Consider the following 25,742-nt stretch of genomic DNA (forward strand, 5'->3'; position numbering starts at 1 on the left):
GACTCCCTTTCCGGTCCGGTCAGGGGGCGGGCACCACGTAGGGGGCGAGCCCCTCGGGGAGCTCGGGGACCTGGGAGTTCGATCCGACCTGCCGCAGGGGGATCGAGCGTCCGGCGGCCCTTCCGCCCGCCGGCTCGAAGCTCAGCTCGCCCGAGGCGGCACGCACCACGTTGGCGAGGTTCAGCCTGCCGAACTGCGCCTTGACGTCCTGGGGGGTGGGGAGCCGCGCGGCCGTGTCCTGCTTGCGGGGGACCGCCGCGAGCCCGATCGCCGTCGCGGCCGTGGCGAGGGCGTCGTGGTGGGCGATCGCGTACCCGTCGCGCAGGTCTGCGGCGTCGAAGGCGTGCGAAAGGAACGCCTTCCGGAAGTCCGGGTAGTAGCGGGGCGTGCCCTTCTCCTTGCCGTCCCAGCTCTGCGAGTCGGAGGAGGTGGCGTAGACGACGGTGACGTTCGCCTCCCGCAGGAGGTCGCCGTACTTCTCGGCGCCGGCGAAACCCGTCGCGCCGACCAGGATCGTCAGCGGATCGTCCCGGCAGATGCGTTCGTCCAGGTACTGTGCGAAGACCTCGAAATCGGCGAGACGCCCGGCGAAGAACACCATGTCCAGCGGGTTCTTCTGCCGCCCCATCGCCTCGCAGAGGTTGTTGATGACCGGCCGGAACGCGTTGGGGGCCAGAGGCTGCTCGGCCGTGCTCCCCGCGTAGCTCTGGCCGGGGTAGCGCACGTACGAGCCGAGGACGGTCTGGTAGGCGGCTTTCAACGTGGTGGTGTACGGGTCCTCGTTGAGGTCGTGGACGATGATGCCGGTCCTGAGCTCCTCCTGGTCGGGCCGGTCGAGGAACGTCTTGAGCGCTTGGGCGTACTGGCTGTTGCCCGGCGAGACGCTCCACAGCCCCTGGATGCCGGTGAGGGTGTCGGCCGAGGTGACGGCGCTGACCATCGGGACGCCGCGACCCGCCAGATCCCGGGCGACCTTCTCGGTGTTGGCCACACTGGAGCCGAGCCCGACGACGGCCACGAGCGGGTGGTCCGGCTCGGAGACCGCCATCAACTCGTCCACGAACTCCGTTCCGGCCTCCTGCCGGCTGCCCTGGTTGGCCAGGAGGAGCTGGATCTGCACGGCCGCCGGGTCGCTGAAGGCCGAGGAGCGGTTGGCGCGGACGAGCGCGGTGTAGGAGCCCTGCAGCGTGTCCCGGATCTGCTGGAGGGACATGGTCGACGGGATGCTCTTCGACACCGTCAGCGGCGAGAGCAGCGCCACCTTGACATGGTTCTTCGTCTTGGCGACGCGGTGGTTCTCCGCCTCGATCTTCCTCTGGACCTCGCCGATCTCCGTCGCCGTCGCGCGGTCGGCGCCGCCGAGGTCGCCGTCCACCGGGGTGAAGAGGTAGCCGCCGTCGGTGATCCCGATGCATTCACCGTGCTCGGCGCTGTTCAGCCGGACGCCCTCGGGCGCGCCCTCGCACCCCTCCGAAGGCCTGAGGAAGTACGCGACGGACATGACGATGACGACGCTGAGGAACACCGACCCGACCACGGTCCACGCCATGGCCCTGCCACCTCTGAACAATGCCAAGGACTTCTTCCCCACATCGTCGACGTGCCCGCCGGATTGGCGGAAACTTATCACCGTGTTCGCTTTCTTCTGAATAGAAAACCCTTCGTCTTTTTATTACGGCCGACCGTATTCCACTATTCAGTCAGGCGTTGTGCCGTCCGCGACGAAGCACCGGAGTGACGCCTCCGGAGATCGGCACGCTGACCAGGACGTACGACCACGCCTTCAAGAGGAGCCATGGCCCGACCGATCCCCCGCCTCGCCCTGTCCACCGTGCTCGCCGCGTCGGCGTGCCTCTCCGTCGCCGCCCCGGCCCAGGCCGCCGCCAGGCCCTGCGTCGTCGGCGAGTGGAAGCTCGCCGGCCTCGCATCGAAGACCATCGGCTATGTGGAGTTCCAGTCTCAGAGCAAAGGACTGAAGGGCACGCGCCTGACCGTCACGAAGTCGTCCCTCTCCTACGACTTCACCCGCTCGAAGAAACTCGTCACCACCGGCGTCGACAGCGGAAAGCCCATCGAAGAGTGGTCTAAGTACGACAAGAGGCTGAAGGTCAAAGCCGCTTTCAAAGGCGGCGGCAAGGGGCGTCTGTCCCTGAAGACGAAGACCGCCTCCGGCAAAGCGACGCTCACTCGGAGCAACGCGCCCGGACGCCGCGTCGGCCTCGCCGGACTGATCCGCAAGAAGACGTGGGACCCGATCGTCCTGAAGCAGGCGTCCTACACCTGCACCGCCGAGACCCTCACTTTCAGGCTCAGCAAGAGCTGGTACAGCGGCGAATACCAGTTCCACTCCACCGTCCGCTACACCCGCCTCTGACCGGTGAGCTCCCGGGCCCTGGGACCGGAACCCTCCGCCCAGGGCCTTGCGGTGCCGTGACCTGCGGGGCGGGTCCGGGGTCGGGTTAGGGTGGCGGGCGTGACGAATGCTGCCGTGGCCGGGGAGTTCGTGGGTGGGCGGTACCGGCTGATGGAGCCGCTCGGGCATGGAGCCGCGGGCCGGGTGTGGCGGGCCCTGGACGGGGTGCTCGAGCGCGAGGTGGCGCTGAAGGAGTTCCTCGTGCGGCCGGGATGGACGCCCGCGCAGCAGGAGCTGATGGTGGGGCGGGTGATGCGGGAGGCCAGGGCCGCCGCGCGGCTCAGCCATCCCGGGGTCATCACCGTCCACGACATCGTCCACCACAAGGGCGTGCCGACGCTGGTGATGGAGTTCGTCAGGGGCGGGTCGCTGGGCGCGCTGATCGGGCGTGAGGGCCGGCTCTCCCCCGAACGGGCGGCCGTGATCGGGTTCGAGCTCCTGGACGCGGTCGGCGCGGCGCACGCGGCCGGGATCGTCCACCGGGACCTGAAACCCGACAACATCATGATCGACGGGCGGCGGGTCATCATCACCGACTTCGGCGTCGCCAGCCTGGCCGACAGCACCGCCCTCACCCAGGCGGGCACGGTGCTGGGGACGCCGCTCTACATGGCCCCGGAGCAGATCGAAGGGCTCCCCGCGACCGGCGCCGCCGACCTGTGGTCGGTCGGGGCGACGCTGTACACGGCGGTCGAGGGGGAGACGCCGTTCAGCGCGCCGACGCTGGCGTCGCTGTTCCACGCGATCCTCAACACCCCTGCCCGGCCCTTCCGGCACGCGGGGGCGCTGGAGCCGCTGCTGAGCGCGCTACTGCAGAAGGATCCGGGGCTCCGGCCCTCCGTGACGCAAGCCGCCGAGGCGCTCAAGCCGCTGCTCGGGCAGGGGGCCGGCCAGGGCATGGCCCCGCCGGAGACGCCCGCGGGCACGCCCGATCGGGACGCGGAGGACGCCACCCGGTACGGAACCGTCAAATGGTTCAAGTCCGAGAAGGGCCATGGCCTCATCACGCCGGACGCCCCCGGCTCCGGCGACGTCCACGTGCACTATTCGCGCATCGAGATGCCGGGCTACAAGGAGCTGAAGAAGGGCCAGCGGGTCTCCTTCGAGGCCGTCGAGGGCAAGCGCGGCCCCGAAGCCCTCCGGGTCCGCCCTCTCTGACGGGACGCCCTCAGATGCCCTCGGACGCCCTCAGTCGAGGCCGAGTTCCTCTTTGAGCCGGTCGCGCTCGGTGGCCAGCACCTCGAGCTGGGCGGAGAGCTCCTGGCGCTGGGACAGGGCGGCCCCCTCGTCCCCGTAGTCCTGCGGGTCGTCCGTGCGGTCGGGGAACTCCCGGCGCAGCCCCTCGATGTCCTCTTCGATCTCCTTGAGCCGCGCCTTCTTGTCCTCTGCGGTCGCCACCTTCACCTCCCGTGTCGACTGTGGTCCGGTTACTGCCCTGCCCGCCAGCCCTCCGGCTAATCAGACGATCGATGTCACGAGTCTCACGGTCGGACGATCCGGATGGGCCGCCGGGGGATCTTCTGGACTTGACAAAGCCCTCTTACATGGAACATTTCTAGATTTTTATCCCTTTTGTCCCAACTTGGGCCTTAAGTCGTATTAATACGGAAGAGGAGAAACCGTTGGAAGTTCTGTCAGGAGGTCGGTTGTCATGGCCCTTCCAGCACAACAGACACGTCGGCTCTTCCCGATGTCGGAGCTGCTGGACTTCCCCTTCAGCGACTGGCAGTCGCTCCTGTCGCCGCTGACCGAGCAGGTCCAGGCCATCCGGGTCGAGGACTACATCGACGAAGGCACCTACGTGGTGCGCGCGGAGCTGCCCGGAATCGATCCGGACCGGGACGTCGAGATCACCGTCTCCGACGACGACGTGCTGCGCATCCACGCCGAACGACGGCAGGAGCAGCGGGAGGGGCAGCGCTCGGAGTTCCGCTACGGGGCCTTCACCCGCTCGCTGGTGCTGCCGCACGGGATCAGCGCGCAGGACGTCCAGGCCTCCTACGACCAGGGCGTGCTGACCGTCCGGATGCCGCTGCCCCAGGACAAGCCCGAAGCCCAGCGGATCACTGTGAAGAAGGCGGCCGAGGCCATCTCCGGCGAGTCCGAGAAATCAAGCGAGTCCTCCGAGAAGTGACCCGCGCCCGGGGCGCCGGAGCCGTCCGGCGCCCCTTTCCTGTTCTTCCCGCCCGACCGACGACCCAGGGAGAAGATCCATGGCTTTCACCGGAGTCGACCACCTCGACCACAGCATCGACACCACCAACCGCTGGCTGGACGACCTGGCCAAGGAACTCGGCACGGAGGAGCGCCGGGAGGCCTACCGGGCGCTGCGCGGCTGGCTCCACACGCTCAGGGACCGGCTGACGGTCCAGACCGGCGCCCACTTCGCCGCCCAGCTCCCCGAGATCTTCCGGGGCGTCTACTACGACGGCTGGTCGCCCTCCAGCGTCCCGATGAAGTACAACCGCGAGCAGTACCTCGACGCGTTCTGCGACTCCTCCTCCATCCGAGGCCCCGCCGCCGCGCCCGCCCTGGCCTCCGTCACCCGCTGCATGCGCCGCCATCTGGGCCGCGGCGCGCTCGACCACGCCTTCGACCAGCTGCCCAAGGACGTCAGGAGCCTCCTGGACCCCGGAGACCGCGACGCCGTCTCCGACACCGGCAACGAGGCCTGGTAGCCGGGCCCGCGCTCCCGGCCGGCCCGGCCCGGCCGGGCCCGCCCGGGCTCCGGTCAGCCGGGCCGCACGTCGAAGCCGAACATCGCCGCGACCGTCATCGCCTGGTCCGGGTCGATGACGGCGCCCCGGAAACGCGCGCTGTCCAGGTCGAGCGCCGCGAGGTCGCTGCCGCGCAGGTCGCAGCCGGTGAGATCGGAGCTGTGCAGCCACGCCCCCGACAGATCGCAGTCGCGCACCTCGGCCGACTCCAGCCGGGCGCCCGTCAGGTCGGCCTCCCGCAACCGGACCGAGGAGAAACGGCTTCCCCGCAGGTCCGCGCCGGGAAGGCCGGCGAAGGACCAGTCGCCTCCGGAGACCTTCAGAGCGCCGTACGTGCAGTCGCTGAACATGCTCCCGGTGAGCTTGCACCGCGTGAACGCGGCGTCGAACAGCGCGCACCGCGTGAACGTGCAGTTGAGGAACGCCGCGTCCTCATGTACCGAGCAGTTGAACCGCACTCCGCGGAACGTGCACTCCTCGAACACCGACCCGCGGTTCACCGTCTCCGTCAGGTCGACGTCGACGAACAGCACCCGCTGGAAGGTCTCCTTCTCCAGGTCGCGGAACTCCCACTCGCGGGATCTGATCGTCGTCTCCGTGGGAGGAGCCGCCGCCCCGTGCTTGCGCTCTGCCATGTCCGCACCCTAAAAGGCCCCTCTGACATTCCTCACCGCAGAGTGGGGACCTCTCCGTTGGCCGCCCACGTGACCCGCGTGCCCGGCACCGTCCAACGCTCCGCCACGTCGGCCAGATCCGCCGCGTCCAGAGGGTCGCGGCCCAGCCCGACGGCGTACCGGATCCAGCCGGGACCCGACTCGAACGGCCGCGGCCAGGCGTGGACGTCCCGCGCTCCGGCCTCTTCCAGAAGGGTCAGCAGCGCCCGGACCCGCCCCCTCGCCCGCCCTACGGCCTCCTCCTGAACGGTCAGGACGGCCCAGGCCGCGTGGCGGCGGTGCATCGGCGGCGGCGCGAGCAGTTCAGGCCAGGGGTCTCCGCCGGACTCCAGGAGCTCCCAGGCCCGGAACAACTCCCTCGTCAGCAGATCGAGCATGTCCGGGCCGACCTGCTCGGTGCAGGAGCGCACCGGCGCGGTCGGCGTCAGGATCCGCAACGGAGAACCGTCCGGCGCGGCGGGGCCGTCCGGACGCAGAGCCACCGGACGCCTCCAGTCCCAGGCCGCCCACATGGCGTAGAACAGGGCCGGCAGTTCCTCCTCGGGGCCGCCTTCCTGGACGGTCCGCGCGGCCAGCACCGCCCACGCGAGCCCGGGCAGCCCTCCGAAGGGCGCCGAATCCAGGCCGCGCGCCCGCGCCCACAGTTTGACGGCCCGCGCCAGCGAGGCGAACTCCTCCCTCCGCTCCCCCACCGAGGCGACCACTTCGTCCGCGTCGCTGACGGCGCTGAGCGCGATCCTCTCGCTTTCGCCGGGTTCCCCACCGGTGCGGACGACGGCGAGATCCACCCCGAGCCCCGTGACGCGCAACCGCAGCCCCGGCACCCTGGCCCCTTCGACGGCCGTCACGCGCGCCTGCGGGAACGCCCCTTCCACCCGCCGCCGGAGATCCACGTCCTCCGGCAGGCTCACGACGAGATCGAGATCCGACTCCTCCAGTTCGCAGCCCATCCTCCGGGAGCCCGTCATCTCGAAGACGCCTTCCGGCACGGCCTCCCGCAACCGGCGCAGAACGTCCTCGGCCCGCCCGTCACGGCGCGGCCTCCCCGGCAAAGGGCCGCCCAAAGGGTCGAGCCAGCGCAGCTTTCCGTCTCCCAGCGTCAGTGAGGCGCGTGCCCGCATGGGCTCACCACCCCGCCGTGACAGCAGAAGAAGCTCCTCCACCCGGGTTTTCATCGGAGGAACACGCACCTGGACGGGCTCGTCCAGCGGCGCCTTCCCCAGCGTCAGATGCGGCGTATAACCCTCCGCACGTCCCTCGCACTGCGGGAACCGGCTCTCCAAAGCCCGCCGCAAGTCCCTCCAGGGCCCTGCTCCCGCCGCGGCCGGATCCAGCCAGAGTGTCGCGTCCTGGCGGTGGGTGAACGTCTGCACCCCTTCCAGACGGGCCGTGAACGGAGCCACTTCGACCGCGGCGTCATGGAGCCCCTGTACGGCGTCCTCGAACGAGGACTCCGGCACGAAACCGAACAGTACGTTGACGTGCGGAGGCCACCGGTCCACCTGCGGGTCTCGTTCCCTCCGGATCGGCTGGACCGCTTCTTGCACCTCTTCACCGGGAACCCAGGCCACCGCCGTACGCGCCGTGGGCCGCGCACCGACGTCCGCGCTCCGCACGTCCTCGGCGTACAACTCCGCGAACACCCCGTAGTGGTCGGAGATGTACAGCCCTTCTCCGTCAGGGACGTCGCCCACGAGTTCCGCCGTACCGACGTGCAGATCGGGCCCCCGCAGCAGCACCCGGTCGAGCCTGGCGGGCACCCCCGAAAGCGACGACACGGCGGCAAGGGGGTTGACCACCGGGTCGAACGTCGGCGTCGTGTCCTCCCTTCCGCGCGCCTCGCCCCAGACGTCCCGCAGCCCGAGCACCTCGGCGGGCAGCGCGCTCCCGTCGTTGAAGTCCCCCATCAGGACCACGTCGCAGTCCAGCCCCGCCAGGATCTCCGCGAGCCGCCCGAGCTGCCCCCGCCGCCGGACCTCCCCCCGATGGGAATGGTCACTGCTCAGATGGGTCGTCGCGACCACCACCGGCCCGCCGGCCGTCTCGACCGTCATCGCCGCGACCGCCTTGTAGGGCCCCAGTGAATGCCGCCCCACTTCCCGTACGGGCAGCCTGCTGAGCAGCAGCAGACCGCTGTCGGCCACATCCAGCAGCGCCTTCCCCGTGCTGAGCGTGTACCGCTCCCGCACCCACGGCGCCCGCATCAGCATCTCGAGCAGCGGCTTCTCGACCTCCTGAAGCGCGACGACGTCCGCGTCGGCCCGCTCCAGTTCCTCCAGCAGCCTCGGCCTCCGCCGTTCCGTGAACACCTTGTCGCCGTCGTACCGGTCCCAAAGCGTGTTCCACGTCAACAGCCTCAACGGCCCGTCGGCGCCTTTCCGCCCGCTCTCCCCCGCCCGCCAGCCGTCCTCCCCCGCCCAGGAGAACGCCATCCCCGTCTCGAAGAACCGGGCCGGCAGCAACCGGGAAACCCGCACGAGCCCCGCCGGGGAGGCCCCCAGGAGGTCCACTCCACTCTCCCGGTCCCACACCCTCTCGCCGTCGGCCTCGATGTACACGATCCGGTGCCAGGGAATGTCCCCACCCGGTGTGAACCCCGCCAGCGCCACCCGTTTGAGCGGCCCCCCGCGCGTCGCCACCCCCAGCACGAACCGCGCGGGATCGAACCGCGGATCCCACTTGACCCGGTGATAGATCTCCTCGCTGGTCCTCACGGCGCGAACTCTAGGCCGCCCCTCCGTCCCGAGGCCACCGGTTAAACCCGTTCCCCGCATTTTCTTCCGCCCCGCGGCCTTCCACGCCGCGGAAATCCCCCGCCGAATATGTCACCTGACCCCTTAACCTGAGCCTAAGGACTTCACCCCGGTTTACCCCGACCCCAGCGAGGTATCGCCCTTCAAATCAAGAACGCGGAGCGAAAAAATGATCGTCATCATCGCCATCACCTGCACCGCCCTCCTCTTCCTGGCCGCCTATCTCTGGCTGACCCTCACCTTCGGATTCCGTGCCCGGGGAACCGTCTTCCACTCCGACCGCGAAAACAGCCCCTCCCGCCGCCGCAAGCGCACCCTCTGGGTCGTCACCCGCTCCGCCTCGCCCCCCGCCGGCGGCCCCTCGCCGGAGCAGGCCCCCCACGAACCCGAGAACACGAGCTGACCGGCAGGCTCCGGAGTCCCTCGGGCCGATCCGCGTCTCCCGCCACTTCCGTCACCGCAGCCCCAGGCGTTCCTTTTCCTATGCCGCTTGACTTATTCCGCTGAGCATGCCGCACGTCCCACTGTTTTACCCCCTTTTTCGAGAGGTATCGCTTTTATGGGACGACACGGAAAAACCCGAGGCGGAAATGATCACCATCCTGGCCATCACCATCACGGCGACCTTTCTTCTGGGCCTCTTTCTCGGACACGTCATCGGATTCGGAGTGCGCACCCGCAGCACCGTCATCCATTCCGACCCCGCCGACCGACCTCTTCGCGACACCCGCGACCGGAAGGGACTGCTCTGGGAGAAGAGTCCCCGAGCCGGCACGGACGGCCGGGAGAAGCTCCCCGAGTGAGACCCGCCCCGAGCCCCGGAGCATGAAGACCCCGCCGGAAGGACTCCGGCGGGGCCAGGACGAGCACGGCACCCGGCCGCGCGATCAGCTGATCTTGGCGAGGAGCGCCCGGCAGGCCTCGGCACAGCGGCGGCAGATCTCGGCACAGACCCGGCAGTGCTCGTGATGGTCCGCGTGGCGCTCGCACTCCGCGGCACAGGACGAACAGGCCTGCGCGCAGGCCTGGAGCTGCGCCCTGGTGATGTTGGCGTCATAGCCGGTGTGACGCGAGAGGACGCGGGCCGTGACGGCGCAGATGTCAGCGCAGTCCAGATCGGTGCGAATGCACTTGGCCAGATCCCCCGGATTCTCCTCGCTCAGACACGCGTCGGCACACGCGGTGCACGCCTGGGAGCACTCCAGGAGCACCTCCACCGTGTCGGCGATCGCCTTCCGGTCGAGGTTGATCTCGGCCGGATACGTTTCGATCATCTTGGCAACAGACATTCTTCCCCCTTCATTGCGGTCGATCTTTCCCCCGGAGACCCCCGTCCCCACTCAGAAGCAGATCAATCAGACGAAAGGGGGGTGCAGCTAGATTCCAGCCATTCCGCGAGGACGGCTGCCTGGCTGTGGTCCACGTCGCGGGTGGCGGTCAGGAGTGTGAGGCGATGATGGTCGGCGAGGTCGCGCAGGTGCTCGACGGCCTCACGGTGGCCGGTGTCGTGGAGTTCCCTCAGATAACGGCGGCGGAACTCGGCGAAACGGTCGGGATCGTGGCCGTACCAGTGGCGGAGTTCGGTCGAGGGCGCGACGTCCTTCAGCCACTCGTCCAGATGCGCCTTCTCCTTGCTGACGCCTCGCGGCCAGATTCTGTCGACGAGCACGCGCCGGCCGTCCTGAGGCGATGTCTCCTCCTGGACCCGGCGATAGGTGATCCGCTTGGTCATGTCAGGAACCTCCCCGTCCCTTCAGGGTACGCGGCGGTCAGATCTCGGCGCCGATCATTCCGGCCACGCACAGAACGGTCGCGGCCACCGCGGCCGCGATCGTCAGGCGCACGAAGACCTTGCCGGGGCGGCGTTCCTCTCCGAGGAGGAAGACCAGCACCAAGGGCACCGGGGAGAGGACGAGAAGGCCGAACGCCGGAAGCGCGAGGGTCGCGAACCTTCCCGCGGTATCGGACGGACGCGCCCACTCGCCGTCCCGGCGCATCTGGGCGCGGAATTCCTCTCCTTCCTCCGACTCCGGGGGAAGCTGAACGTACTGGGGTGAAAGGCTCGGCTCATTCGGGGTGAACCAGCCGCGGCAGTCCGTGCGGGTCTGCTTGCCCGAACCCGTCGTCACGCACTTCTCCACCACGGCCGTTCCGGGCTGCCCTGTCAGGCCGAACGCCAACCGGATGTCCGGCCAGCCGTACCACAACGGCGCCAGACCGAGGCAGAGCCACAGACCACCCGCGATCAGGAGGCCGAGCCCGCCCCCCAGACCGCCGGAGTCCGCGGGCTTCCTCCCTGTCGCCATGGGCTTCTCCCTCCGCATACGACCTCCATCACGCATGATCAAGCGGCCAGTGCCCAGTGTCCGTTGAGGAAGAACCGTGTGCGCAGGCGTCCGCGAACAGGGGCGTCGGCGAAGGCGGCACGGCCTTTTCGCTCCCAGAAGCGCCCGTAGGCGCGGCGGGCGGCGGACTCGGTCTCGGCGAGGAAGTCGGCGGCATCGCGGGGCCGGTCCTCCGGCAGTTTGGCCAGACCCCACCGGATGAGGTGCCGTAGCGGTTCGGGCACCTCCTCGTCGGGGACCGGGGCATGCAGGTGCTGGGCCGCCAGGTGCATCAGGTAGCGCCCCTCGTAGGGCCGGTGGCCGGTCAGGCATTCGAAGAGGACGGCCGTCGCCGCGTACAGGTCACCTGCGGGAGAGGCGGGCATGCCCTGCCACTGCTCCGGCGGCATGTAGGCGGGCGTCCCGATCGAGGCGGCCTCCTCGCCCACCCTGCCGGCGACACCGAAGTCCACCAGCGTCACCGAACCCCGCTCGCCGATCAGCACGTTGCTGGGCTTGCAGTCCCGGTGCACGACCCCGGCGCGGTGCGCGTCGGACAACCCGCGCAGAATCGCGCGGAACAGCATGAGCGCCGCCTCCGGCCGCAACGCCCCCCGCGCGGCCAGCACCTCCTTGAGCGTCCGCCCGGAGAGCAGCTCCATGACGATCGCCGGTGACCCGACGTCCCCCGCATGATCGATGTACTCGACGAGCCGCACCACGTGACGCGAGCGCACCGCCTCCAGGAGCCGCGCCTCCTCGGCGAACTCCTCCCGGTGTCCCGCGTCCGTCAGGCACTTGACCGCGACCCGCCGCCCGTCGGCGTTCCGCGTCGCCAGCACCACCCGTCCGAAAGCCCCCGCCCCCAGTTCCCGCACCGCCGTATATCCCGGCACGTCCCAGTCGTCCATGAGTCCGGTCTCCTTCCACGACCGAACCCAGAATCCGACATAAGGAACAAGAACACCTGAGTGCCAGGCCCTGTCCTGCCCGGCCACCCGGGACCCAGGTCCCGGCCCGCCTCCGCCGCGAGAAAGGACAGATCAACCGGTCACAGGAAGCGCACCCGCTCCAGGGTCTCCGACTCCGACTCCTGGACGTAGACCTTGCCGCCCTCGCGAGTGACGCGGTCGAGGAACTCGTAGAGCTGCAGGGCGCGGTTGATCGTGTCGGTCTTGGTGTCCCCGGTGTTGCCGGTGAGCGCTTCGAGCGCCTGCACCGACTTGGGCGTGAGATTCACCGTGATGCGTTCCCTGACGGACGCTTCGGCCTTCGACATGCGGTCTCCTTCGCCGGGCACGGGTTCATCTCTTCCTGTCAGCAAGCTGACCGCAGAGCACAGGCACGCTCAGTATGTCTTGTTGCCACACAACAGGCAAAGTAAACCCCTTGGTTCCGTGCAGATACACAGCTATAAGTGTCACAGTACACGCTATCTATACATACATCATATGCATGATGGCTGCACAAGACCCGCCTGACTGCTCGGACCGAAGGCGGGGACCCGTATCGGAAGGGGATCCACGCCATGGGGGAAGAGAAAGCAGGCTCACCGGCCGCCCGGCGCAGGAGGGCGCGGCGGCTGTGGGCATCCGCCCTGGTCGTCCTCACCAACGGAACCGCCTTCTATGGCGGAGCCGCCATGCGGGAGCCCCGCCTGGCGATCCCCGCCCTGGTCCTGGTGCTGCTGTGGAGCACGGCCTGCATCGGCCCTTTCGCCTGGATCCAGCTGACCCTGTTCCGGCGGGCCGCCGAGCTCGCCACGTCCGCCGAGGAGGTCCGCCACCTGATGGACCTGGTGACCCTGGCGTTCGTCCGCGCCTTCAGCCGCCCGGCCCTCCTCGCCGACCGGTTCACCGGCCCCCGGCCGCGCTTCGCCGGCCAGCACGCCTCGATCCTGTTCGTCGACATCGTGGGCTTCGGTTCCCTCGCCCGCACCGACGCCGACCGGGAGGTCGTCCACGAGGCCCTGTACGACATCGTCCGCCTCGCCTGCACCCGGGCCGGCATCCCCTGGCCTCGCTGCCATCTCGAGGACAGGGGCGACGGGATGCTGATGGTCCTCCCCCTGCTCACCCCAACCGGGAACGCGCTGAGTCCCTTCCTGTTCCCGCTGGCCGAACTCCTGCGCGAGCACAACCTCCGGTCGACGGAGGGCACGCGGATCCAGCTGAGGGTGGTCCTGCACGTGGGACCGGTGAAGTCCGCCTCCTACGGGGTGATGGGGGAGGCGATCATCCGCGCCGCGCGGCTCCTGGACGCTCCGTCGGCCAAGGAGGAGCAGCGTAGGAGCGGTGCCGACCTGACCTTCGTCGCGTCCTCGACGGTCTACGAGACGATCATCAAGCACTCGCAGGACGAGCTGTCGCCCGCCTCCTACCGGCGGATCACCGCCCGGGTGAAGGAGTCAGAGGTGACCGGCTGGCTCTGCCTGCTGGGCATGGAGCGGCGCGCTCTCCTCCTCGACCTGGACGATCCGATCCAGCTCCTCCCGCGAAGGTATGGCGTCGACCGGCTTGCTGAGGAGCTGGCCTGACGGCGTTCTGTCCTCCGTGACACGGGCGTCGCCGACCTTGGAGAAGCCCTGGCCGATGTAGTACTCGTGAAGTTTGTGGTTCTTGCTCCAGGTGTCGATGCGGAGCTCTTCCGCCAACGGGTTCTCCGACAACCCCAGATGCGCCCCCCAGCCGATCAGGAACTCCCCGATCCGCATTCCCCGGTAGTCGGGGTGGACCACCAGGCGGTGCAGGTAGACGGCCGGGGTCTTGAGTTCCGTCTCGGTCCACAGCCCTGGTTTGCCTTCCACCTCGACGGTGACGCTCGCGACGAGCGACCTTCCGTAGCGGAGCAGCCAGGTCCGCTTCCTGTCCACCCCGTCCCGCACTCGCGCGTTCCTGGCCGCCTCATTCGGCCAGGGGCGGTTCCACTGGTCGGTCCTGATCTTCTTGCGCAACCAGGTCCCCGTCTCATCGATGAGGCGGGTGATCTCTCCGACGTCTTCGGCGGTCGCGAGATGGAGCTGAAAGAGCACGGTCGTCTTCTCAAATGATCGAGGCCCTCCTCGCCTTCGAGAAGGGCACAGCGGAAATGGGTCAGACGCCGGAACTCGCCTGCCCGGGTTCTTCGATCACTTTTTGAGGAACCCTACCGACGTTATAGTGGAGACGGTTGCGGTCAGCAGGCCATATCGTCTCAGTGAAGCGGAAAGCTCTTCCGTTCTGATCGTAGGCTGTGCGGAAAGTTTCATAAACAGGGACAGACCCGCTTTCAGGGAGTCCGAAGAAGTCCGCTTCTGTCCGATTCGGCGGGCGGACATTGATCTCATCGTGGTAGCCGACCTGGACGATCCCGAGTTTCGATTCCCCGAGGTAGGCCACCACTCCCTGAGGGATGTCCTTGGCCTCCAGCAGCCTGGTGGCCCCTTTGGTGACGAACTCCAGCGGGTAGTAGCTGGTCTGCATGAGCCACGGCTTGCTTTCGATGGACCGGGTCTGATGCCGGAGGACCACCTGCTCCTCGGGACGCAGGCCGAGCCAGTGCGCCACCTTCCCCGAAGCGAACTGCACCTCGACCCGGGGCTCGGTGTCAGAAGGGGTGCGACCCTGGACCAGGGCGTCTTTGCTGTAGTCGACGCCTTCACCACCGCCAGGCACCGTGATGCCATCCCGCCCCTGGATCAGACTGCGCGGCGAGAGCGTCACATGGAACGGCTCGGTCTGGAAGATCACGAAAGTGCCCTTGCCGGCCTCGGTCTCCACCACCCGCTGGTCCGCCAGCCAACGGAGTGCGTCGCGAATCGTGTTGCGGGACGCGTCGTAATGGCTCTGGAGGTCCAGCTCCTTGGGCAGCTGGGGACGCCCCGTCGAGACGTTGAACTCACCGGACTCGATGCGTTTGCGCAGGTCATCAGCGACTGTCCGCCATTTGGCGTGCCTGACCATCCGTACGCTCCTTCGACTCGAACTTCCACAGAGGTCGACTTGCCAGACCTCGGACCTGCACCCGATGAGATACCCAGCATAGAGATTCGACATGCCCACGCGGGAAAGAGTTTGGAATAATCCAGTTGTTGGTATAGGTCAGATGAGTCACAATCCAGAAGAGGTCAACAGATCACTCCAGCGGGGATCAGGCTCATCAATCTCGAAGCGGATGACCGCCGGACAAGGAGAGGCACCGTGAACAGCAGTGAAGCGAGCCCGGCGCAGACGGGGGCGGAGGGGAAAGTGGAAGTACCGCACCTCGACCTGTCCGGGGAGTCGCCCACCAGTCGGGCCGACCTCGGCCTCGTAAGCGAGGGCGCCCGTCGATAGGTCCGGCATCGGTTCGCTTCGAAACAAGCGGGGGCAAAGACGCCGAAGGGCCGGGCCGAAGTGAGCGAGACCCCGATGTGCTGCGGGGCCAAGGGGTCTCGTCCGGCCTTTCGGCCAACCCATACCGCCTTATCGGACAAAACCTACAAACAGGTTAGCAAAGTACAAATAACACGCATTAAATGATATAGACGCACATTCAAGGCGCCTGTATCTTTTCTTCAAGGTCTGGCTTCTTACCCCGCAGAGAGGCATCAACGTGACCGTGAAGATACCGCTGCCCCATCCCGACCCCGAGGTCGACGAGTCCAGGGGCTACATCACCGCCGTCGTTCGTGCGCTAGCCCTTCGAGGCACCGCCATCGACCATGTCTGGCTCGATCCCAGCCTGCCCGTGGACGCGACCATCCGCGCCGGCGAAGAGGCGCTGGTCTGGAACGAAACGCAAGGCTGGGCCATCGGCGAGTTCGTCTCTGGAGAACAAGGCGTCCGCACCGTGCTCGCCGACCCGCTTCTTCTGGGCGGCGGCGTTCTCCCCTCGCCGGACGAGATCGCGTCCCGGACGATCCTCCGGCAGAGCAAACCCCTCGTCACCCGTCAGATCAGGGCTCGTGACGGTTTCCAGGAGACCCTCCGAAGTTTTGACCCGCCCCGTGAGCCGAGGCGGCCGGTCCCCGTTCCGAACAGACTTCTGGAATGGCCGACCCTCTGCCAGGGCCTCCGGGAACGACCTTCGACTTATCGTCTGGTGGCATGAGCCTCACCGGAGCCCCCGCTTCCCCTTCAGCGTGAGGTCTGACCCGGCCGTCGGCCTTCCCGAGGGAAGGGCGGCGGTCAGGCGTTTCGGGGAGGGGGGGCCGGCCGCAGGTGGGTGCGCAGGGCCCGGGATTCGCAGCGGATGCGGACGGACAGGGCGGCCGCGTTGAGGACCGTGAAGGTCAGGGCCGTGATCCAGGCCGAGTGGACCAGGGGAAGGGCGATGCCTTCCAGCACCACGGCCAGGTAATTGGGGTGCGGCAGCCACGAGAAGCGGTAGGGGCCCCGGGTGACGCGGGGGAGGCCGGGGACGACGATGATCCGGGTGTTCCACTGGCGGCCCAGAGAGCGGATGCACCACCAGCGCAGGGTTTGGGCGGCGATGACGAGGGCGAGCATGGGCCAGCCGAGGGCCGGGACGAAGGGGCGGGAGGCGAGGGCCGTCTCCAGGAGGCAGCCGGCCAGGAGCGCGGTGTGCAGGAGGACGAGCCACGGGTAGTGGGCGTGGCCGGTGACGACTCCGCCGTGGGCGAGGCTCCAGCGGGTGTTGGCGCGGGCCACGGCGACCTCGGCGAGGCGTTCCGCCGCGACCAGGAGGATGAGGGCCGGATACCAGAAGGACACGGGGTCACCAGCGCAGGAGGACGAGTTCGGCGCAGAAGCCGGGACCGAGGGCCATCAGGAGGCCGTGGGTGCCGGGTTCCGGGCGCAGGGCCAGGGTGTCGCGCAGGACGTGCAGGACGGACGCTGACGACAGGTTCCCGTTGCGGGCCAGGGAGCGCCAGGTGACGTCCAGCGCGCCGTCGGGCAGGTCGAGGGTCTCGGCGATCGCTTCGAGGACCTTCGGGCCGCCGGGATGGCAGACCCAGGCGGTGACGTCCTTGGTGGTGAGGTCGTGTTCGGCGAGGAAGCCGTCGACGTCGTGGGCGAGGTGGGTGCGGACGAGGTCGGGGATGCCGGGGTCGAGCATCACCTGGAAGCCCTTCGCGGAGACCTGCCAGCCCATCACGTGCCCGGTCCCGGGGTAGAAGCGGCTCCGGGTCGCGATCACGGAGGGGCCTGCCGTCCGCCGGCCTGCGCCGCAGGCCACGACCGCGGCCGCGCCGTCGCCGAACAGGGCGCTTCCCACGAAGTTGGCGATGGAGAGGTCGTCGCGCTGGAGCGTCAGGGAGCACAGCTCGACCGACAGCAGGAGCGCGGTGTGGTCCGGCCAGCCGCGCAGGTAGTCGTGGACGCGGGCGAGCCCGGCCGCCCCGCCCGCGCAGCCGAGCCCGAACAGCGGGAGGCGTTTGACGTCGTGGCGCAGCCCGAGCCGTTCGACGAGGCGGGAGTCCAGGGAGGGGGCGGCGACGCCGGTCGTGGACGCCAGCAGGATCAGGTCGATGTCGCGGGGGTCGAGTCCCGCCTCCTCGATCGCCGTCTCCGAGGCCCGGGCTCCGAGGTCGAGGGCGCCGTCGACGTAGGCCTCGTTCGCCGCCCCGAAATCAGAGATCTCGACATAACGCTGGATGGGCAGGGTGAGGTGCCGGAATTCCACTCCGACGTTCCGGTGCAGCCTCTCCAGGAGCGTCCGCCTGCCCCCTTCGAGCTCCCACTCCCGCACGAACGCGCGGGTGAGTTCGGCCTGGGCGTAGCGGTGCTCCGGCAATACGCCGCGAACGGCGGCGATCTGGGTCATGGAGACCTCGTCTGCAGGTGGGACGGTATGGAGGGCTGTCGAGCCCGTAAAGGCCCAGTTTCCCTTCATAGGACTCCGCCCACCAAAGGCGCTCCCCATAAGGACAAAATAAACTCCACGAAATGACCTTTTCGGAGGTTCACCGAATTTCGCTACAATAAAGGGTCCGAATTTCACCCGGAAGGTCGGTCGTCATGGCTCGAACATCTGGATCAACCGGATCAACGGTCACCCGCCGCGGCGGTGGGGTGAAGCCCGCCGTCTGCAAGGCCGCGATGGCGGTGGGCGCGCTCTTCCTCCTCGTGGGGATCCTCGGGTTCATCCCGGGCATCACCACGAACTACGGGTCCATGGAGTTCGCCGGGCACGAGTCCCAGGCCAAGCTCTTCGGCATCTTCCAGGTGTCGATCCTGCACAACCTGGTCCACCTCGTCTTCGGCGTCCTCGGCCTCATCCTGGGCCGCTCACCCGGCACCGCCAAGAACTTCCTCGTCTGGGGCGGCGCCGTCTACCTGCTCCTGTGGCTGTACGGCCTGTTCATCGACAAGGAGCACACGACCAACTTCATTCCCGTCAACCGCGCGGACGACTGGCTGCACTTCCTGCTGGGCGTCGGCATGATCGCCCTGGGACTGCTGACCACCCGCAAGAAGACCAGGTCCGCGGTCGAGGGCGGTCACCGCGCCACGGGTGACCTGCCTCCCGGCTCGACCGCGCCCAGGGGACGCCACGAGACGCGCGAACCGCGCGACCGCGGCCGCTGATCCGCTCGCCGCGCGGGCCCGTACGCACCCGGCCGGGCGTCAGCCCAGCCGGGTCGGGCGGAGCGGCAGGGGCTTCTCGCGGGCGATGACCTCCGCGGCCGGGCGGCGGGTCGTGAGCGGTGTCGGCTCCGCCTCGTAGCCGAAACGCAGGATCGCCTGGACGTGCGTGCGGCCCGTGGGGTCGGCCAGGATCGCCCTCAGGTCGGACTGCTCCAGCGGCTGGGTGAACAGGCCGGTCGCCAGGCCCCGGCGGGTCGCCTCCAGCAGGACGCGTTCGAGCGCCTGCCCCGCCCGCAGCCAGTCGGCCGGAGCGTCCCCGCCGATGATCGACAGCACGGCGATCACCGGTTCGGCCTCGAACTCCGGGCCGGACGGCTCGGGCCGCTCCAGGTCGGGCATGAAGTCCCGAACCGGGACGGTGTCGTCCCCGCTCCAGGGGGCCGCCTCCACCGGCACCCCGTCCTCCCGGTAGGGGTCGTCGGTCGTCCAGTTGCGCAGCTCGGCCCGGTAGGCGGCGTCGTCCCACTTCCGCTCGTCGGCGGTCCGCGCCAGGCTCAGCAGCAGCTCCCGCTCGGGAGCCTCCACGAACTCCAGCTTCCCTCCCTGCAGCAGCGCGGCCTCCTCCAGCCGGCGCTTCGCCTCGGGCGGGATCGGGGTGTCGAGGAAGGGGCGCCTGCTGGTGCGCCGCTCCCGGATCGCCTCGTACAGCTCCCGCTCGCCGTCGTCCATCGTGTAGGGCCCGTCGGCCGTGACGGTGGCGACGTGCCGCCCGTCCCTCGGCGAGGGCAGCAGCTCGAGGGAGGGCCGGCGGCCCGTCGCGGCCACCGCGAAGCAGAGGTTCAGCACGGCCGCCCCCAGGCTGATGTGCAGCGCCCTCGCCTGCGGGTCGACGGCGGGGAGCCTCCGCGACGGATCGGCGTGCACCTCGATCCGGTCCCCCTCCGGCAGGAACAACCAGGGCTGCGTGTTGTAGATGGAAGGCGCCCTCCCCGCGGCCTCCACACAGGCCAGGACTTCTTCCTCGGTCAACGGCCCCATGGCCCGCCTCCTTTTCCCCATTGATCCGCTTTTAAGCCTCCCACCCGGCCTCTCCTGGCCGCAGTCTCCAAAGTCCCAGCCCAGGGGGACCTTCGCCCTCTTCAACCGTGATCTCGCCGCCCGGAGAATCCGGCCGGGGTGGCACTCCCCGTACTCCCGCGCCTCGACGCGGCGGCGGGACGGGGACCCGGCCGGTCCCTCCGGGCGGCGAAGCCCGCGGGTTCAGCCCCCTATCGGGGTCCAGCGGCTCTCGTCGGCGGCGCTGCGCTCGACGGCGTCCAGGACCCGCTGGACGCGCAGCCCGTCGGCGAACGAGGGGGCGGGGTCGGCGCCTCCGGCGATCGCCGCCACGAAGTCCCGCACCTCGTGGGTGAAGGTGTGCTCGTAGCCGAGGCCGTGGCCGGGAGGCCACCAGGCCCCCGCGTACGGGTGCCCGGGTTCGGTGACGAGGATGCGGCGGAAGCCCGCCTCCTCCGCGGGCAGGGTGTCGTCGTGGAAGTGCAGTTCGTTGAGCGACTCGAAGTCGAAGGACAGGCTGCCCAGCGAGCCGTTGACCTCCAGGCGCAGGGAGTTCTTGCGGCCCGGCGCGAACCGGCTCGCCTCGAACGAGGCGAGCGCCCCTCCCGCCAGCCTGCCGATGAACACGACCGCGTCGTCGACGGTGACGGCTCCCCTGCCGGACCCGTCCGGCAGGGGGCGCTCCTTGACGAAGGTCTCGCTGATCCCGGACACCCCGGTCAGCGCCTCCCCGGTGATGTACTGGGCCATGTCGACGATGTGGGCGCCGATGTCGCCCAGCGCGCCGGACCCGGCCTTCTCCCGGCGCAGCCGCCACACCAGCGGATGCGCCGGATCGACGATCCAGTCCTGGAGATACTGGGCGCGGACGTGCCGGATCGTGCCGATCCGCCCGTCGGCGACGAGCTTGCGGGCGAAGGCCACCGCGGGCACCCGCCGGTAGTTGAAGGCGACCATGCTGCGCACCCCGCGGGCCGCGGCGGCCTCGGCGCCCGCCGCCATCTCCTCGGCCTCCGCCACGGAGTTGGCCAGCGGTTTCTCGCAGAGCACGTGCTTTCCCGCCGCCAGGGCGGCGATCGCGATCTCGGCGTGGGTGTCCCCCGGCGTGCAGATGTCGATCACGTGCACGTCGTCGCGTTCCAGCAGCCGCCGCCAGTCGGTCTCGGCGCCGGCCCAGCCGAGCTCGGCCGCGGCGGCGCTCACGCGCTGCCGCGACCGGCCGGCCAGGACCGTCATGCTAGGCCGCACGGGCAGGTCGAAGAAGGCGCCGACGCTGCGCCACGCCTGCGAGTGCACGCGGCCCATGAAGGCGTGTCCGACCATGCCGACCCCGAGCGCGGGCCTGTTCTCCGTCACGGAAAGCCTCTCCTAGGACTCGAAGCCGAGCGGCAGGTAGGTGTCGACGTTGTCCTTGGTGATCGTCTCCGAGGCCAGCGTGATCGACTGCGGCACTCCCTGCTCGACCAGGTCGCTCATACCCTTGCCCTGGGCGATCAGACGGGCCAGCTTGACCGCCGACGACGCCATGCTGGGGCTGTAGGTGACGGTCGCCTCCAGCACGGACGAGCCGCTCTTGATCTCCCGCATGGCGTTGGCCGAGCCGGCGCCGCCGACCATGAAGAACTCGGTGCGGTTCGCCTCCTTGATCGCGGCCAGGACGCCGACGCCCTGGTCGTCGTCGTGGTTCCACAGCGCGTCGATCTTCTTGTGCGCCTGCAGGAGGTTGGTGGCCACGTCGGTGCCGGACTGGACGGTGAACTGGGCGTCCTGCTGCGCCGTCACGGTGAACCCGTAGGTCTTCAGCGCGTCGGCGAATCCCTTGCTGCGGTCCTGGGTGAGCGGGAGCGTGGCGATGCCCTGGATCTCCAGGATGACGGGCTTCGCGACGCCCTTCTCCTTGAGCTTCGCGCCGATGTAGTGCCCGGCGGCCACGCCCATGCCGTAGTTGTCGCCGCCGATCCACGTCCGGTACGAGAGCTTGTCGGGGAAGACCCGGTCGAGGTTGACGACCGGGATGCCCGCGTCGGACGCCTTGCGCGCGACCTGGTTGAGCTGCTGCCCGTCGTTGGGGAGGATGACGAGCGCCCCGACCTTGGCGTCGATGAGCGACTCGACCGCGGCGATCTGCTGGTTGATGTCGTTGGTGGGCTCGACCGCCTTGAACTCCACGTCGGGGTACAGCTTCGCGGCGGCCTCGGCGTTCTTGGCGATCGCGGCGATCCAGCCGTGGTCGGCGGCCGGGGCGGAGAAGCCGATGACGACCTTCTGGCCCGGCTTGTCGTTGTCGGTGCCCGCGAGGGCGGGGGCGGAGGCGGACGACTCGTCGTTGGAGGCGTTGCTGGTGCAGGCCGACGCGAGCAGGCCGCCGCCGATGACGGCTCCGCCGAACAGGAATCCGCGGCGTCCGGGGCTGTGGGACATGGGGGTCTCCCTGGGGGGGTGGGGTGGAACGGACGGGTCGTGGGGCGCGCGCCGCTAACTCGTGTTCGCGGTGCGCTGCTGGAGCAGGACGGCGGCGACGATGATCAGCCCCTTGGCGATGAGCTGGTCGCTGGTGTCCAGGCCGTTGAGGATGAAGAGGTTGGTGATGACCGTGAAGACGAGCAGGCCGAGGATCGAGCCGATGATGGTGCCGCGCCCGCCGGTCAGCAGGGTGCCGCCGATGATCACCGCGGCGATGGCGTCCAGCTCGTAGAGGTAGCCGTGGGTGGAGGAGCCCGCGGTGGTGCGGGCCATGATGACGAGGGCGGCGATGCCGCAGCACAGGCCGGACAGCGCGTACAGCAGCACGGTGTGCTTCCTGACGTCGATGCCGGCCAGGCGCGCGGCCTCGGCGTTGCCGCCGACGGCGTAGGTGCGGCGGCCGAAGGTGGTGCGGTTGAGCAGCACCCATCCGGCGGCCACGACCGCGGCGAAGATGTAGACGAGGATCGGCAGCCCGAGCACGCGGGTCGTGGACAGCGCCACGATCGCGTCGTTCTCCGGCGCGACCAGCTGCGTCCTGCGGTCCGACAGGCGCTGGGCCAGGCCGCTGGCGGCGGCCATCATCGCCAGCGTGGCGATGAAGGGGACCATCTTCCCGTAGGAGATCAGCAGCCCGCTGACCGCGCCGGTCGCGGTGCCGACCAGGAGCGCGCAGAGCGCCATCACCCACGGCCCGTAGGACTGGGTCGCCACGGTCGTCGCCCAGACCGAGGCCAGCGCCATCACCGAGCCGACCGACAGATCGATGCCGCCGCCGATGATCACGAAGGTCATGCCGACCGTGATCACGCCGATGGTGGAGGCCAGCGCCAGCAGGGTCACCAGGTTGGAGGAGGTGGCGAAGGTGTCGGGCCGGGTGACGAGCCCGACCAGGCACAGCAGGACCAGGGCTCCGACCAGTCCCAGGTGCCGCAGCCCGCCGCGGTCGCGCAGGGTCCGCACCGGTGCGGGGAGCTTGCCGACGGGCGGCGTGCGCGTGTCGTTCACAGCGCGCTTCCTTCCATGATCAGGTCGAGCACCCGGTGCTCGTCGAGCTCGCGGGCGTCGGACTCGTGCACGTTCCGGCCGTCCCGGATCACCAGGACCCGGTCGGCGAGGCCGAGGACCTCGGGGATCTCGCTGGAGACCAGCAGGACCCCGATGCCCTCGTCTGCCAGGCGGCGGATCACCGCGTAGAGGTCGGCGCGGGCGCCGACGTCCACGCCGCGGGTCGGCTCGTCCAGGAGCAGCAGCCTGCGCCGGTCCACCAGCCAGCGGGCCAGGACGGCCTTCTGCTGGTTGCCGCCGGACAGGGTGCGGATGGGACGCCCGGGGTCCGCCGGGCGGATGCCGAGCTCGTCGATCTGCCTTCCCGCGTCGGCGAGCTCGCTTCCCCGGTCGAGCCAGCCGAGGCGGGCGTAGCGGGCGAGCCCGCCCAGCGTGATGTTGCGGGCGACGCTCTCCTCCAGGAGCAGGGCCTGGGCCTTGCGCTCCTCGGGGGCGAGGCCGAGGCCGAGCCGGACGGCGGAGGAGACGCCCCGGACGGGCTTGCCGTCCACCAGGACCTTCCCGGACGCCTTGCGCGCGCCGTAGACGGCTTCGAGGATCTCCGACCTGCCCGAGCCGACCAGCCCTGCCAGCCCCACGATCTCCCCCTCGCGCACGGCGAAGGAGATGTCCTCGAACACACCCGGGACGGTCAGTCCCTCGACCCGCAGGACCTCGGCTCGCCCCTCGTGAGAGCCGGGATCTCGGCGGGCCGGGAAGACGTGTTCGACGTCCCGGCCGGTCATCAAAGACACGATCTCGCGGGTGGGGGTGTCGGCGGGCAGGCCGACCGCGACGGTGCGGCCGTCCTTGAGCACGGTCACCCGGTCGCCGATCTCGCGGATCTCCTCCAGCCGGTGGGAGATGTAGACGACGGCGACGCCCTGGGCGGTCAGTTCGCGGACGGTGCGGAAGAGGTTGTCCACCTCGTCGTGCGCCAGGGCCGCGGAGGGCTCGTCCATCACGATGAGGCGGGCGTCGTGGGAGAGCGCCCGGGCCATGCTGACGACCTGCTTGCCGGCGGGCGGGAGCGCGCCGACCTCGGTGGCGGGCGGGATCTCGCCGTGGCCGAGGCGGGTGAGCAGCCCGCTCGCCGCCCGGTGGGCTTCGGCGGTGCGGGTGAAGCCGAACCTCGCCTTCTCGTGGCCGAGGAAGATGTTGTCGGCGACGCTCAGCCCGTCCACCAGGTCGAGCTCCTGGTAGATGGTCGAGATGCCGAGCCTGATCGCGGCGACCGGCCCGGTGAGCCGGACCTCCCGGCCGCCGAGGCGGATGACGCCCGCGTCGGGCTGGTGGGCGCCCGCGAGCGTCTTGATGAGCGTCGACTTGCCCGCTCCGTTCTGGCCGAGCAGGCAGTGCACTTCGCCAGGCAGGACCTCGAGGTCGACGCCGTCGAGGGCGCGCACCCCGGGGAACTGCTTGACGATCCCGCTCATTACGAGCAGCGGATCCTTAATGTCCGGCATGTTTTGAGACGATAGGAGCGACTTATGATTTCTGTCAACGGAAGTCAGCCGACGATCGAAGTAAGATGTCCGGCATGGTCAGTGAACCCAGCGGTCAGGCGGTGACGGGGGCGGGAGCCGTCCTCGCGATCCTCCGAGACGGCCGCGCCCGCACCCGCGCCGAGCTCGCCCAGCTCACCGGGCTCGCGCGCTCCACGGTGTCCCACCGGCTCGACGCGCTCATGAGCCAGCGCTGGGTGGTCCCCACCGAGGACGCGATCTCCTCCGGCGGGCGTCCGGCAGTGGCCTTCGCGTTCAACGAGAACGTGCGCGTGGTGCTCGCCGCCGACCTGGGCGCCACCCACGCGCGGCTGGCCGTGCTCGACCTCGGCCTGGACGTGCTGGCCGAACGCGCCGTCGAACTGCCCATCGACGCCGGACCCGAGGCGACCCTCGGCTGGCTGGTCGGCGCCTTCGAGGAGATGCTCGCCGAGACCGGCCGCGACCTCGGCCAGGTGTGCGGGGTCGGGGTGGGTCTGCCCGGACCCGTCGAACACTCCTCCGGCCGGCCCGTCAACCCGCCGATCATGCCGGGCTGGGACGCCTTCCCCGTCCCCGAATGGCTGGGCGAGCGGATCGGCGCGCCGGTCCTGGCCGACAACGACGTGAACATCATGGCGCTCGGCGAGCACTGGACCGCCGGCCCCGCGGTCGACCACCTCATCTTCATCAAGATCGGCACCGGCATCGGCTGCGGCATCATCGCCGGCGGCAAACTGCACCGGGGCGCGCAGGGCGCGGCCGGGGACGTCGGGCACATCCAGGTGCCCTCGGCCAGCGACACCGTCTGCCGCTGCGGCAACGTCGGCTGCCTGGAGGCGGTGGCGTCGGGCGCGTCGATGGCGGCGGCGCTGCGCGCCCAGGGCGTCGAGGCGCGCGGCAGCCGGGACGTGGTGGCGCTGCTGCGCGCCGGCGACTCCCGCGCGGCCCAGCTCATCCGCCAGGCCGGGCGGGAGGTCGGCCGCGTCATGGCGTCGATCGTGAACTTCTTCAACCCGTCGACGATCGTGCTCGGCGGGGACATCGCCGAGGCGGGCGAGCACCTGCTGGCGGGCGTCCGCGAGACCATCTACAGCAGGTCGCTGCCGCTGGCCACCCAGCACCTGACGATCCGCGCCAGCACGCTCGGCGACCGCGCGGGCGTCATCGGCGCGGCGGTCATGGTCGTCGAGCACGTCCTGGCGCCCGACTCCATCGACCAGGCGGTCACCGTTGACCCGGCGGCGGTCGGGTAGTAACAATGGCGCGACCGGGGTCGACGGCGGTGGCACGCCCGAGA

27 protein-coding genes are annotated in these 25,742 nt (G+C 69.5%); 9 read left to right on the forward strand and 18 right to left on the reverse strand.

Annotation, left to right across the window (positions count from 1 at the left end; all coding sequences use genetic code 11):
- Window positions 1-19 precede the first annotated feature (19 nt).
- Window positions 20-1,549, reverse strand: a complete 1,530-nt coding sequence (locus ABD327_RS08405; protein ID WP_344449654.1) for a type 1 periplasmic-binding domain-containing protein — start codon at window positions 1,547-1,549, stop codon at window positions 20-22.
- A gap of 246 nt (window positions 1,550-1,795) precedes the next feature.
- Here ABD327_RS08405 and ABD327_RS08410 point away from each other — a divergent pair, with 246 nt between their 5' ends.
- Window positions 1,796-2,374 carry a hypothetical protein gene (locus ABD327_RS08410; protein WP_344449655.1) on the forward strand — a complete coding sequence of 193 codons (579 nt, stop codon included), beginning with the start codon at window positions 1,796-1,798 and terminating at the stop codon, window positions 2,372-2,374.
- A gap of 99 nt (window positions 2,375-2,473) precedes the next feature.
- The gene (locus ABD327_RS08415) at window positions 2,474-3,571 is read left to right on the forward strand and encodes a protein kinase domain-containing protein (protein ID WP_344449656.1); all 1,098 of its coding nucleotides are present in this window, start codon (window positions 2,474-2,476) and stop codon (window positions 3,569-3,571) included.
- Window positions 3,572-3,601: 30 nt separating this feature from the next.
- On the opposite strand, the gene ABD327_RS08420 is transcribed toward ABD327_RS08415, so the two are convergent.
- Window positions 3,602-3,811, reverse strand: a complete 210-nt coding sequence (locus ABD327_RS08420; protein ID WP_344449657.1) for a hypothetical protein — start codon at window positions 3,809-3,811, stop codon at window positions 3,602-3,604.
- 292 nt (window positions 3,812-4,103) lie between these two features.
- On the opposite strand from ABD327_RS08420, the gene ABD327_RS08425 reads away from it, so the two are divergent.
- Together ABD327_RS08425 and ABD327_RS08430 are read left to right on the forward strand one after the other, a co-directional pair.
- A complete protein-coding gene (locus ABD327_RS08425; RefSeq protein ID WP_344449658.1) occupies window positions 4,104-4,547 on the forward strand; it encodes an Hsp20/alpha crystallin family protein in 444 nt (147 codons plus the stop codon).
- A 79-nt stretch (window positions 4,548-4,626) separates the two neighbouring features.
- On the forward strand, window positions 4,627-5,091 hold the full coding sequence (locus tag ABD327_RS08430) for a DUF2267 domain-containing protein (RefSeq protein ID WP_344449659.1): 465 nt from the start codon (window positions 4,627-4,629) through the stop codon (window positions 5,089-5,091).
- Between the two features lie 53 nt (window positions 5,092-5,144).
- On the opposite strand, the gene ABD327_RS08435 is transcribed toward ABD327_RS08430, so the two are convergent.
- A complete protein-coding gene (locus ABD327_RS08435) occupies window positions 5,145-5,765 on the reverse strand; it encodes a pentapeptide repeat-containing protein (RefSeq protein WP_344449660.1) in 621 nt (206 codons plus the stop codon).
- A 32-nt stretch (window positions 5,766-5,797) separates the two neighbouring features.
- Window positions 5,798-8,518: a poly(A) polymerase gene (locus tag ABD327_RS08440; RefSeq protein WP_344449661.1), complete on the reverse strand. Its 2,721-nt coding sequence runs from the start codon at window positions 8,516-8,518 to the stop codon at window positions 5,798-5,800.
- 208 nt (window positions 8,519-8,726) lie between these two features.
- Between ABD327_RS08440 and ABD327_RS08445 the strand changes: the two genes are divergently transcribed.
- Window positions 8,727-8,960, forward strand: a complete 234-nt coding sequence (locus ABD327_RS08445; RefSeq protein ID WP_344449662.1) for a hypothetical protein — start codon at window positions 8,727-8,729, stop codon at window positions 8,958-8,960.
- Window positions 8,961-9,066: 106 nt separating this feature from the next.
- Complete coding sequence (locus ABD327_RS08450) at window positions 9,067-9,360, forward strand: hypothetical protein (protein ID WP_344449663.1); 294 nt, start codon at window positions 9,067-9,069, stop codon at window positions 9,358-9,360.
- Window positions 9,361-9,444: 84 nt separating this feature from the next.
- On the opposite strand, the gene ABD327_RS08455 is transcribed toward ABD327_RS08450, so the two are convergent.
- The 7 genes from ABD327_RS08455 to ABD327_RS08485 form a co-directional block, all read right to left on the reverse strand.
- Window positions 9,445-9,846, reverse strand: a complete 402-nt coding sequence (locus ABD327_RS08455) for a four-helix bundle copper-binding protein (RefSeq protein ID WP_344449664.1) — start codon at window positions 9,844-9,846, stop codon at window positions 9,445-9,447.
- 62 nt (window positions 9,847-9,908) lie between these two features.
- Window positions 9,909-10,289, reverse strand: coding sequence for a DUF488 domain-containing protein (locus ABD327_RS08460; protein WP_344449665.1), 381 nt, complete (start codon window positions 10,287-10,289; stop codon window positions 9,909-9,911).
- 37 nt (window positions 10,290-10,326) lie between these two features.
- Window positions 10,327-10,863 carry a hypothetical protein gene (locus ABD327_RS08465; protein WP_344449666.1) on the reverse strand — a complete coding sequence of 179 codons (537 nt, stop codon included), beginning with the start codon at window positions 10,861-10,863 and terminating at the stop codon, window positions 10,327-10,329.
- Between the two features lie 38 nt (window positions 10,864-10,901).
- Window positions 10,902-11,792 carry a serine/threonine-protein kinase gene (locus tag ABD327_RS08470; RefSeq protein WP_344449667.1) on the reverse strand — a complete coding sequence of 297 codons (891 nt, stop codon included), beginning with the start codon at window positions 11,790-11,792 and terminating at the stop codon, window positions 10,902-10,904.
- A 140-nt stretch (window positions 11,793-11,932) separates the two neighbouring features.
- Complete coding sequence (locus ABD327_RS08475; RefSeq protein ID WP_344449668.1) at window positions 11,933-12,160, reverse strand: ribbon-helix-helix domain-containing protein; 228 nt, start codon at window positions 12,158-12,160, stop codon at window positions 11,933-11,935.
- A gap of 1,128 nt (window positions 12,161-13,288) precedes the next feature.
- Entirely contained in the window at window positions 13,289-13,912 is a 624-nt protein-coding gene (locus tag ABD327_RS08480) for a GNAT family N-acetyltransferase (protein WP_344449669.1), read from the reverse strand.
- Window positions 13,913-13,973: 61 nt separating this feature from the next.
- The gene (locus ABD327_RS08485) at window positions 13,974-14,822 is read right to left on the reverse strand and encodes a GntR family transcriptional regulator (RefSeq protein ID WP_344449670.1); all 849 of its coding nucleotides are present in this window, start codon (window positions 14,820-14,822) and stop codon (window positions 13,974-13,976) included.
- Window positions 14,823-15,459: 637 nt separating this feature from the next.
- Here ABD327_RS08485 and ABD327_RS08490 point away from each other — a divergent pair.
- The gene (locus tag ABD327_RS08490) at window positions 15,460-15,951 is read left to right on the forward strand and encodes a DUF6292 family protein (protein WP_344449671.1); all 492 of its coding nucleotides are present in this window, start codon (window positions 15,460-15,462) and stop codon (window positions 15,949-15,951) included.
- 77 nt (window positions 15,952-16,028) lie between these two features.
- Here the strand turns inward: ABD327_RS08490 and ABD327_RS08495 are convergent, their stop codons facing one another.
- Both ABD327_RS08495 and ABD327_RS08500 read right to left on the reverse strand, forming a co-directional pair.
- Complete coding sequence (locus ABD327_RS08495; protein WP_344449672.1) at window positions 16,029-16,574, reverse strand: isoprenylcysteine carboxyl methyltransferase family protein; 546 nt, start codon at window positions 16,572-16,574, stop codon at window positions 16,029-16,031.
- A gap of 4 nt (window positions 16,575-16,578) precedes the next feature.
- Entirely contained in the window at window positions 16,579-17,628 is a 1,050-nt protein-coding gene (locus tag ABD327_RS08500; protein ID WP_344449673.1) for a type III polyketide synthase, read from the reverse strand.
- 248 nt (window positions 17,629-17,876) lie between these two features.
- Here ABD327_RS08500 and ABD327_RS08505 point away from each other — a divergent pair, with 248 nt between their 5' ends.
- Entirely contained in the window at window positions 17,877-18,392 is a 516-nt protein-coding gene (locus tag ABD327_RS08505) for a DUF4383 domain-containing protein (protein WP_344449674.1), read from the forward strand.
- A 39-nt stretch (window positions 18,393-18,431) separates the two neighbouring features.
- Here the strand turns inward: ABD327_RS08505 and ABD327_RS08510 are convergent, their stop codons facing one another.
- From ABD327_RS08510 to ABD327_RS08530, 5 genes are all read right to left on the reverse strand, one after another.
- Window positions 18,432-19,430 (reverse strand): Acg family FMN-binding oxidoreductase, encoded by a 999-nt coding sequence (locus tag ABD327_RS08510; protein ID WP_344449675.1) that lies wholly within the window; start codon window positions 19,428-19,430, stop codon window positions 18,432-18,434.
- A gap of 222 nt (window positions 19,431-19,652) precedes the next feature.
- A complete protein-coding gene (locus tag ABD327_RS08515) occupies window positions 19,653-20,804 on the reverse strand; it encodes a Gfo/Idh/MocA family protein (RefSeq protein WP_344449676.1) in 1,152 nt (383 codons plus the stop codon).
- A 12-nt stretch (window positions 20,805-20,816) separates the two neighbouring features.
- Window positions 20,817-21,869 carry a substrate-binding domain-containing protein gene (locus ABD327_RS08520; RefSeq protein WP_344449677.1) on the reverse strand — a complete coding sequence of 351 codons (1,053 nt, stop codon included), beginning with the start codon at window positions 21,867-21,869 and terminating at the stop codon, window positions 20,817-20,819.
- A 54-nt stretch (window positions 21,870-21,923) separates the two neighbouring features.
- Window positions 21,924-22,919, reverse strand: a complete 996-nt coding sequence (locus ABD327_RS08525) for an ABC transporter permease (RefSeq protein WP_344449678.1) — start codon at window positions 22,917-22,919, stop codon at window positions 21,924-21,926.
- Window positions 22,916-24,424: a sugar ABC transporter ATP-binding protein gene (locus tag ABD327_RS08530; protein WP_344449679.1), complete on the reverse strand. Its 1,509-nt coding sequence runs from the start codon at window positions 24,422-24,424 to the stop codon at window positions 22,916-22,918. The genes ABD327_RS08525 and ABD327_RS08530 overlap by 4 nt, the downstream gene beginning before the upstream one ends.
- 74 nt (window positions 24,425-24,498) lie before the next feature.
- Between ABD327_RS08530 and ABD327_RS08535 the strand changes: the two genes are divergently transcribed.
- A complete protein-coding gene (locus ABD327_RS08535) occupies window positions 24,499-25,698 on the forward strand; it encodes an ROK family transcriptional regulator (protein WP_344449680.1) in 1,200 nt (399 codons plus the stop codon).
- Window positions 25,699-25,742: the final 44 nt, after the last annotated feature.

Source organism: Actinocorallia aurantiaca (assembly GCF_039533685.1).
Lineage (GTDB): Bacteria > Actinomycetota > Actinomycetes > Streptosporangiales > Streptosporangiaceae > Actinocorallia > Actinocorallia aurantiaca.